We start from the raw sequence: 9,859 nt of genomic DNA on the forward strand, positions 1-9,859 counted from the left end.
TGGCCGCCTTCAAATCGGAACGGCGGCCGGAATGAGATCGGAATGACTGGCCGGCTTGATTTCGGAATCAGTGGCCGGCTTCATTGGAATACGCACTGGGTCAGGTCGGAATCGATTCGCCGCCGTTTGGCGCGTAGGGCGCGATCGGTCATGACCTCTGCTGGCGACGAGATATTAAATGCCATAATATTCGCACTTATCTCTTATTGATGGGTTTAATGCCAATATAACGATGTTTGTTGAAGACCCAATCGCTGCTTTTTGGGAGGTGCGATGCGCAATCCTATCGGTTGCAAATTTCGTTAGCGGCTCACTAGCCCCCATAAACGGGGTCATCTTATTGACGGCGTGTGTTTCACTCTCCGTGAAAGGAGATTGCCATGCGCCGTCACGAATTGAGCGACAAAGAATGGGACGTCATCGCACCAATTCTGCCGACCAATAGCGGTGGAGTTGAACGTGTTGACGACCGACGAGTAATCAACGGCATCCTGTGGCGTTTCAGGAATGGTTCGTCTTGGCGCGATGTGCCGGAGCGCTATGGCCCGCGCACGACGCTTTACAATCGGTTCTCCCGCTGGCGCAAGGCGCGCGTCTGGCATCGTCTTCTGGACGCCGTTTCGAAGCGTTACGATGGAGACATCGTGATGATCGACAGTTCCTGTGTTCGCGTTCACCAGCATGGTGCCAACGCAAAAAAGGGGGATCTGCCGATCCTTGCATGGGACGTTCGCGCGGCGGCCTGACGACAAAGATCCATGCACTTGTCGATGCTGATGGCTTGCCGGTCCGCCTGGAATTAACCGCAGGTCAGGCGGCCGATGCCGCCATGGCTGAGACGCTGCTGAGCGACGTTCAGCCCGGAGCAACGATCCTTGCCGACAAAGCATATGACACCGATGCAATTCGTAACTTTGCCAAGCAACGCAAATGCTGGGCGAATATCCCCGCCAAAACAAATCGAAAGCAGACATTCAGCTTCAGCCGTTGGGTTTATCGTCAGCGCAATCTCGTGGAGCGGTTCTTCAACCGTATCAAACAGATGCGCGGCCTTGCGACGCGATACGCCCGGCGCGCCGATAATTACCTCGCCGCCCTCAAGCTCGCGGCAACCAAGATTTGGATCGCCTCAGCTAATCAGTCCGCGTCCTAAGGTAGGACTGTCGATAAGTAATGCTTATCGATGGCTACGGAATGAAGTCATGTGGCGAATATTGATTTGATTTCTGCGTGCCAAGCCGGCCGAATAAGATCAATCAAGCGATAACGCCGCTATAATACCTCGTTGCTACAATACCTCGTTTCTTGGCGACGATCTGCTTGATCTAAAGGCTGGGAACCTAGCGGAAAATTATTACTCGATATCCTACCCTACAATCTCGCCCTCCATGTTATTCCGGTAGCTGTCACCTTGAGCCGCGAGTTTCGTATATCTAATTTTGCCGTCCCGCGTATCTCTGAAACCTTGGAATGCATAAAATGTCTCGTCTTGGCCCTCAAACTGGCCAATGAAAGTCAATGGATGGCCGTTCTCGCATAGCCAGTCGGGCTCAAACCTCCACACTGGAAGAGCGTTCTGAGACTTGAATAGTGGGATTACGGTATCCGATATCCATTTGTCGAAATCTTTTGGTTGATCATGACTATAGCGGTCAAATAGCTGCTGCGCCAATTGATCTTCGAGGGTTGCGCAATAGTCATCAAGCGACATTGAGAGCTTGGATCGAAACTGCCCGTATGGGCTTTCCATCTCGGCTTTGATTGCGGCACCTTTTGCTCGAAATTTCGCTCTCAGTTCTTCGGCTCTAGACATGACTCATCCTACCAACTGTTGGTTCCGCGGTTAATTTTCACTAGGTCATAGCCCGTGTGTCTATATTGGTCCATGGCAGCATGCCCCCAAGGCGTCGATTGGATTAGGTTCCACCCTTCATTGGCACGGCGAGCTCCACCACGTTGCGTCAATGAATTGTGATGTAGCTCAATAGGCACGTCCCTGGTAACTGTTTGTCCGGTTCGTGACGACTTAACCGTAATGTTTATCATCGGCGCACGTCCCTTCTTCATCCGATCGATGTTCGCTGGGGAGTACTTACCGGAGGGATTAGCCGCTTCAATCGCTCCCACGTCTCTCCAATATTGCCCTCGAGCGGTATTCCAGTTCTTTGATGCGGTCGGCTCGGGACGATCGTATTTTGGACGTGCTTTGAGCCCAAGCGGATCTGTCCAGGCGCCCGGATCGTCCACATACCCCTGCGGCCGATCCCCGCCCGCCAGTCCGATCGGGTCCGGACTTGCATACTGCCCGGCCAGTGGGTCGTAATGCCGATGGCGGTTGTAGTATAGCCCGGTTTCGGCATCCTCATACTGCCCCGGAAACCGCCAGGGGCAGTCGTATTCGGCTGGAGCCGTTTCCGGCCCGCGCCGCAGTGCCAGCGCGCCAAACGTTCGCACGGCACGGACAGCACCCCAGACATGGTGATCCCCCGCCCAGACGAGCGTGCCCTTGGCGTCGAACATCTCCTTCGGCGTCCCGAGATGGTCGCAGACGATCGACAGCATCTCGCCGGTTGGCAACTGTTTGGCAAGAAGCCGGTGCGTGCCCTCTTCGAAATGCCATTGGGTGGCCTCGTCCCAAGCCACATGACCGTCGAGCCTCAGTGGCGCCTCGGCCACCATGTGGTCGCCGTCCCAGAGATAGCTGGTGCCGACGACGGGAGGATTGTCCAATGCCCCCGTATCGTCTGACGGCGGTCGAGCAACTGTGGGAATACCATCCTCACCAACGAGAGAAGGCCAGCGAAAAGCGGCGCGGTAGCGTTCTGCCGAACTGAACCGGCGAACCTTGGAAACCCGTCGTCCAAAGGGATCGTAATGGAAGAGCCATTCCTCTCCCTCAGGCGTTTCGACGCCCACCATCCGGTCATGCGCATCCCACCGATAGCGCCAGGTCTGCGGCCGAAAGCCGTCGCGATCGAGGCGGCGCTCGATGAGTCGGCCACAATCGTCATGGGTGAGGCGAAGCTTCTCCCCCTTCGGTCCGCGAGCAATCTGCAAGATGCCGCCCGGCGTCGACTGGAAGGAGAAGGGCCGCGGCGCAGGCGGCACGGCGCCAAAGGTGTCGTCGAAGGCCTGGCCATAGCCGCTCCCCCCGTCCGGATCTCCGCGCGAAGAAGAGGCACCGACCAGATTGCGGGCGGGATCGTAGTCGAAGCGTTCCGAGCCGCTGGGCGAACCCGCCTCGGTCATCTGAGCATTGTCGTCATAGGCAAAGCTTCGCTTGCCCCAGATACTATGGTCGACGCTGAGCGGCGCAAAGGCGCGGTCGTAATCATAGACGCGGCGGATCTGACCGGGTTTGGCCTTGGCCGATCGCTCGCCGCCACCGCCCGGCACGTTCCAGCCGAGGCGCGAGACATCGAGACTGCCGGCACGCGCCGGACCTGCCGCCTGGGCGACGAGTTGTCCAGCCGGATCGAACCGCTGCAGCAGATGGAAGTCGCCCATCTGCCGCTCGATCTCTTGGCCGAAGAGATCGCGCCTGAAGGAAAACTCGGTGTCGCCGGCAACAAGTTGCTCGATGGCGCCGAGCGGGTCGCGGATATAGCCGACCAGGCCATGACCGACGCCCTTGATCTCACGGGCGATCCGGTTGCCCATGACGTCTAGTGTGGACTTGACGCGGCGGCCGTTCAGCGTCTCGCCGGTGATCCGGCCGTTACGATCACGCTCGAAGGAGACGAGTGCGGCCCCGTTTTCCGCTCGCACCAGCAGGCCGCGGCCGTCATACCAGAAACGTGTGATATCCTGCGGCGCGCCCTTTGCCGAGAAGCTCTCGATGCGACGGAGCAGACCGGACTTGTCGTAGTCATAGACGAGCCGCGCACCATCCGACTTCTGCGCCTCGATCACCTGCCCGGCCGGATCGCGCCTGTAGCGGGTGACGCGGCCATCAAAATCCTCCTCGGCGATCACGCGACCGGCGAGATCCCGGTCGAACAGGTAGACTCGGCCGAGCGCATTGGTGACGCTTGTGACGCGGCCCTCGATATCGGTACCGATCTTCAGTTCGCCGCCCTTGGGGTCGATAATCGCCTGCAAGACAGCAAAGGCACCATAGCGGTAGGACCAGGTGCGGCCTTCGCCATCGCGCACGCTAGCAAGCTCGCCGGCCCCGTCAAAGGAGCGGCTGACCGTGACCCCATCCGGCCGGGTGATCGCGGACACCGTTTCGAAACCGCCCGCGCTTGCGCAATAAGCTTTCCGCGTCGTCGCCCCGTTCGGCGCGATGACCTCGATCTGGCGGCCGAAGGCGTCATAGGCAAAGCGTGTGACATTGCCCTTGGCGTCGGTAACGCTTTCAAGCCGGTTGTGCTCGTCCCAGGTTTGGTACTCGGTGGCGCCGTTCGCAAAGCGGGTCTCGGTAACCCTCCCGCTTGTGTCTCGCGTCAGCGTGGTAACATTGCCCTCGCCATCGCTTTCGGAGATGACATTGGCCTTGTCGTCGTGCTTGTAGCGGCGGCGATTGCCGGCGCCGTCAATGACCAGCATCAGTTCGCCGTCGTCACCCCAGCCATAAACAGTCGAGCGCCCCTCAGGGTCAGTCAGCTCCTTGACATTGCCAAGCGTGTCATAGCGGGTGCGGGTAACGTTACCATTCGGATCGGTGGTCGCGGTGCGAAAGCCGGCGCGATTGTAGTCATGCGCAACCGTGCCGCCGAGCGGGTCGACCTCGGCGGTAACGTTCTGGTGTTCGTCATAGCGGAAAAACTGGCCGTGTTCGTTGCGGCCGCCCGGCAGATAGAGGGTCTCGCCCTCCCCATAGGCAAAACGGTCGCCATTCCAGATGCCGTTGGTTTTCGTATGAACGACACGGCCGGTCTCGTCATAGGTGAAAATGGTCTCGGAGGCGCGGGTCAGATTGTGCCAGGAGTGCAGCAGATTGCTGCCATCCAGCCAGCGATAACACACCGACATGCCGAATCCGCAAGTTGCTTCGGTCATCCGACCTGAAGCATCATAAGAATATCTGGCAAGATCCTTCGTAGATCCGTCCGTGCCGATAAGGGTGATGAGGATGCGGCGACCGGCATCATCATTGTCGAAGGTGAGGCTTAATCCGTCCGGCCCGTCCGCACGCATCAAACGTCCGTCTTCGGTGCGGGAGAGCGTCAGCTTAAAACCATTCAGGTCTTCGATACTTTCCAGCCGGTAGACGCCGTCTTCATACTGCCGGAAATGCTTGATAATCGACCGATCCTTCAACCGCAGCTGCTTTAGCCACGGCGCTCTCAGGTCGAGATGCGGTATGCCCGCATTGATCGAGGGAAGGAAATTGAATGGCCGATCAAACCAAATGCGCTTACCAGTATCATTATGATAAATGAGTTTCCCGTGTTCGGGATTCGAGAAAATCTCGTCAAACATCGAAATCTGACAAGGACCGAGCGGGCTTTTGTAACGCGTCGGCAGGCCCAGCTTTAATCCCATGTAGCGGGAACCGTCGAATGGAAAGGTGCCCGGGATCAGGAAGTCCCGCCAAGTTTCCAGGTATTCGCCCGTTGCCACCGATACGGGTTCGCCTGCGGTCGTCGGTGGCGATGTGTTTTGAGTCGGCTTGGTTGCCGGTGTCGTCGCGGGCGCAGGCTGTGCCGGCTTTTTGACGAATTCGATGCGCCTTGAAGGCCGCATGGCGCCCCGGCCGGATGTCGCAGCCATGCGGGGCGCTCTGCTGCCGCCCATTTTCATACCGCCACGTCCGCCTGTGGCCGCAGCTGCGAGCATGCGGTTGGTATTTTCCATCACCAAGGTTTCGGTGATGGGCGTATTGGCGTTTATCTTGTTCTTTTCCTCGCAGTGCTTTCGAAAAGCTGCAGGATCGTTATTCTCCTTTGCGAAACTCATCAGCCTATAGCGGTCTTCTATCTCCCGCATCAAATAGGCGTTCTTGTAAGTGCTGCCTCCCAAAGGAAAACCGCCGCTGTGGACATACTCGGACAACGGCACTTTCTGCTCATTGCTAAGCTCGTATTCGTGCCACCATCTAGTTCCGAACCAGCTAGACTCGTTGAGGTTCTCTTTTATTCCGGCGATCATCGCATTCTGCCGGGTCTCCGCCTCGCGAACCAGCTGATCTTCGAATTCAGAAACCGGGCATGAATAAGGATCGGAGACGGCGGTTGCCCCGGAGTTGAACTCCGCGTTGACGTTACCTTTGACGATCGTGTTGTAGGTATGCAGGAGGGATTTTTCGTCAGTCTGCGGACGGAATTGCGACATGGTGAATGGTCTGCCGGCCGGCGTCCCGCCTGGAACAGGGGTAAAGCCTGGCAAATCCTGACTGGTTTCGCCCGTTGGCTCGAATTTTCCGCCGCCACCGGAAATGGGATTCGGATCGAGTAGGTTGTCGCTCATCAGATTTTGATCCGATCAACGGATTTGATGGGTTCAACCGGCCCCGGATCCGGCCGGTTTATCCACGACGGGTCGCGATGGCTTACGGTCGCCCAGCCTTCCGAATAAACGAAGGATGACGCCATATCGACATGGGCAGGCCCCATGTGCCCCTGCTCCATGACGCCCCGGAGCGTTCCTGGCTCATTGCCGGTGGAACACGATGTGCGGAAGTTGAGCTGGAGATCGAATTTGCCGTTATTGCGCACAGAGGTGGAGTATCGTGTCGCGGTGTCGCAAAATGCGACGGAAGAATACCCGACATCCACAACAGACGATCCGACCGGCGTCCGGCAGACATCCGGGCCCTTGGCCACGATCGTGTTGGACGCGCATTTCCGTCCGGAAATCATTCCTTCGGTCATGAAACCTTCCTCTGCTTGAGTGACTCGCGGACAGTTTCGGCTGAATTATTTGGAAGCACATGCTGAATGACGGCACTCTCATACAGTCCCGGCTGAAAACGGGCTCGCCACGACATAAAGACGCGCCAGTCCCGGACAGAACCTGCGGAAATGTCGAGGTTGAGAGTGTCGAGCACCATGTCGTGCCGAACAAGACGCTGATCGGTGTCGACGAAATCGACGAATAAACTCTCTCCGGGAAGGTGCAGGAGGAAACTGTCCGAACTGGCGGAAAAGCCCGTGAGCCGGATGGTCTCCTTGCCCGTCAGATAAGGATCGACGATAAGGTCTGGATGCGCCGAATTGTGATAGGCAAAATCATAATCTTTTGGCCAAGCCGGCCAGACATTGTCTTTCCAGTTCTGGTCATAGGTCCCGCCCAGTGGCCGGCGTGGTAGCCAGGCGGGAGGGATCGGCCCGAAGCTTTGCGGGATCATCTTTGCGTGGGGATCCGACACCGGATCCGAGGCCAGTTCGATCTGCGGCGCCGGTACGGCTGCCAGGTGGTTTGTCCACTCAACATCGATTTTGCCGCGGCCGAGAGGATTGCGGTGATCGGTGTCGAATATGGCGATCCCATCCTCGCCCTGCCCTTGCGGAATTTCTCCGCCGAAAGCGTATTCGTAATGTACGGGAAGCTCCGTGATCGGTGCCGGTTCGGACAGCTCCCAACGGTCAAAATATCGCCGATGGCGCCGCCAGTCCTGTTTCTCGCCGTCGGATAGTCTACGTTTCCAGAGCGGCCGCCATTCTCGCGGACCTGTCACGCGAAGGGTCTTCTCTAGGCGCACACCCTCATGATCCTCGATGCGCATACCACAAGACCATGACGGCTGAGGCTTTCGGCCAGGAGCGCGCGCCACGGCATTAACGAACACATCGGTCGCAGGCTTGAGCGGCACTAGATCGGAAGGGTGCCAAAGAGATGTGCGATTGACCTCTCCATGGCACATGTCCGTGAAGATAATGGGCGCCTGTTCCTCGGCCTTGAGCAACCTGCCTGACGGCCCCACCTCATACGTGCATTTTACGATGACGACGCCGAAATCGGCCCCCTCCGTGTCGCTGCTGTAATATCTAAAATTGGGATAGGGCGTGTGATTGACAATCTCCGGCACGCACGCCTCCTAGTTATGATCAAGCATGGGGGTCGTGATCTGAACATGGCTGTCGGCATCGATGAAAATCTTGACGCCTTTCAGAATAATCGTTCCGTCATCTTTCATGATAAGCATCGATTTCGGCGGCTGAACATTTCCGTCGGCATCCTCACCACCGCCAACCGCGACATAGAGTTCCTTGCCAATCGAGATATTCTTGGTGTGGCCAACGGTCTGGTTATACACCTGTCCAACAGTCACCACCTTCGCAACACCGACCTGCTCGGTCTGTGCCATGCCGACGCTGGTATTTTGCATGCGGCTGACGAGCGTGTTGAACACGCCTTGCCCGATCATCGAGGCGACCTGCGAGCCAAGACCGGCGCCAGCGGATCGCATCGCATCGCCAGCATCCGTCCGCAGCTCATTGGCGACAGCGTTGTTGATGCCTGAGCGCACGCTATCCATCGATGATGACATAGCGCCGAGCACACCTGACGCCATCAGACCCATATATCCGCCTACCTGTGATAGCGGATTGTCTGCTCCGCCTCCGGCACCGGAAGCGCTTTCACCACCGGCAGCCTGAGCGGCAGCAAGGTTCTTGTCTTCAGACGACGGACTGTCAGCCGCGTGGGCAGAGGCAAGCGACATTGCATGTTGCAACATGCTGGCGCTGGTGCCTGACAGGCCAGCGAGCAAGCCGCCTGCGATAGTGTTTACGGTGTTTCCGACGCCGCCAACAACCATGTTCAGGCCGCCGCCGACCTGCTGGCTCATGTTGGAGCCGACTTCAAGTGACTGATTGGCACCGATCGAATGCAGCGCATTGGCGTCGACACGGCTGGTCTGGTTGTTGAGAACCTTTGTCGTCTGATCCTTCTGAGCGTGCAGGAACATGTTTTCCTGCCCATTCTCGTCCTCAAAGGCGAGTTCGTTGTATCCTTGGCCTTTGTGGGTATTGGATCGCATGACCATGCGGGTCTTGTTGGCCGGCAGATCGTAAGGCACGGAATTGCTCGGATTGGGCACAACACCTGTTACCAGCGGTCGGTCCGGGTCGCCATCGACATAGGCAATCATGACTTCCATGCCGATGCGAGGTATCACTTGTGCACCCCAGGTGCCGCCACCCCAGCTTTGCGCCACGCGCACCCAGCAGGTATCCGATCCATCCTTCTTTGCCTTGCGGTCCCATGGGAACCACACCTTGATACGACCATACTGGTCCGGGTGGATTTCCTCGCCCTCGGGACCCGCAACAATCGCCACCTGCGTACCCTCGATACGCGGGCGTTTGGTTTCCCGGTGCGGCGTCATCGGCACGCGTGAGGGAACCGCCTCGAACTCGTTGCGATATTCCGGTTCGTTGCTGTTGGTTTCGTAGGAACGATCGACCACTGTCTGAACAGACTTGATGACCACGTGCTCGTCGTAGGCATGATCAGGATGCGCGACTTCGTAGGGCGTGAAGCGACGGCCGGTTTCGATGATGCGCGATGTCGAGGCGCCATAGACCCGGTCATGATCCGCTTCAGACGCCTGCGACCGCAATTTCTGCGCACGTTCGGCTTCCGCGACAGAGGAGATACGGGCCGGGTATTCGTATAACTCGCGTTTGGTGGCGTCCGGCATCTGCACCAGTGACGGCGTCATCGTGCCGGGCACCATGCGGGGTGTTTCAAAATTCCAGTCTGCACCGGCACGTTGTCCCGGAACGTAAGAAAACTGTCGTGCCCATTCGTTAATATGGTTGCGATCGGAAGAACCTTGGGCCAAACGCACCCTGCCCTCCCCCTGTGCCGATGGTGACGGTCCAAGCCAGCCATTGGCGGTGTCGGCGACATGCAGCTTGTGCTTGCCATCCTCATGGCTGAACCAGTAGAATAGGCCATCTTCCTC

At 58.0% G+C, this 9,859-nt stretch carries 5 protein-coding genes and 1 pseudogene; 1 reads left to right on the plus strand and 5 read right to left on the minus strand.

Going from position 1 to position 9,859, the window contains the following annotated elements:
* Positions 1 to 380: 380 nt before the first annotated feature.
* Positions 381 to 1,153: pseudogene (locus EDF70_RS29675) on the plus strand (IS5 family transposase).
* 213 nt (positions 1,154 to 1,366) lie between these two features.
* On the opposite strand, the gene EDF70_RS29680 reads toward EDF70_RS29675, so the two are convergent.
* The 5 genes from EDF70_RS29680 to tssI form a co-directional block, all read right to left on the minus strand.
* Positions 1,367 to 1,813, minus strand: a complete 447-nt coding sequence (locus EDF70_RS29680; protein WP_132281878.1) for a hypothetical protein — start codon at positions 1,811 to 1,813, stop codon at positions 1,367 to 1,369.
* Positions 1,814 to 1,821: 8 nt separating this feature from the next.
* The gene (locus tag EDF70_RS29685; RefSeq protein ID WP_132281880.1) at positions 1,822 to 6,414 is read right to left on the minus strand and encodes an RHS repeat-associated core domain-containing protein; all 4,593 of its coding nucleotides are present in this window, start codon (positions 6,412 to 6,414) and stop codon (positions 1,822 to 1,824) included.
* Positions 6,414 to 6,818, minus strand: coding sequence for a PAAR-like domain-containing protein (locus EDF70_RS29690; RefSeq protein ID WP_132281882.1), 405 nt, complete (start codon positions 6,816 to 6,818; stop codon positions 6,414 to 6,416). Before EDF70_RS29690 ends, EDF70_RS29685 begins: the two co-directional genes overlap by 1 nt.
* The gene (locus EDF70_RS29695; RefSeq protein WP_132281884.1) at positions 6,815 to 7,975 is read right to left on the minus strand and encodes a DUF2169 domain-containing protein; all 1,161 of its coding nucleotides are present in this window, start codon (positions 7,973 to 7,975) and stop codon (positions 6,815 to 6,817) included. The genes EDF70_RS29690 and EDF70_RS29695 overlap by 4 nt, the downstream gene beginning before the upstream one ends.
* A 9-nt stretch (positions 7,976 to 7,984) precedes the next feature.
* The coding region (tssI, locus tag EDF70_RS29700) for a type VI secretion system tip protein TssI/VgrG (protein WP_132281886.1) at positions 7,985 to 9,859 on the minus strand (1,875 nt) is incomplete at its 5' end.

Source organism: Neorhizobium sp. JUb45 (genome assembly GCF_004343585.1).
Classification (GTDB): domain Bacteria; phylum Pseudomonadota; class Alphaproteobacteria; order Rhizobiales; family Rhizobiaceae; genus Neorhizobium.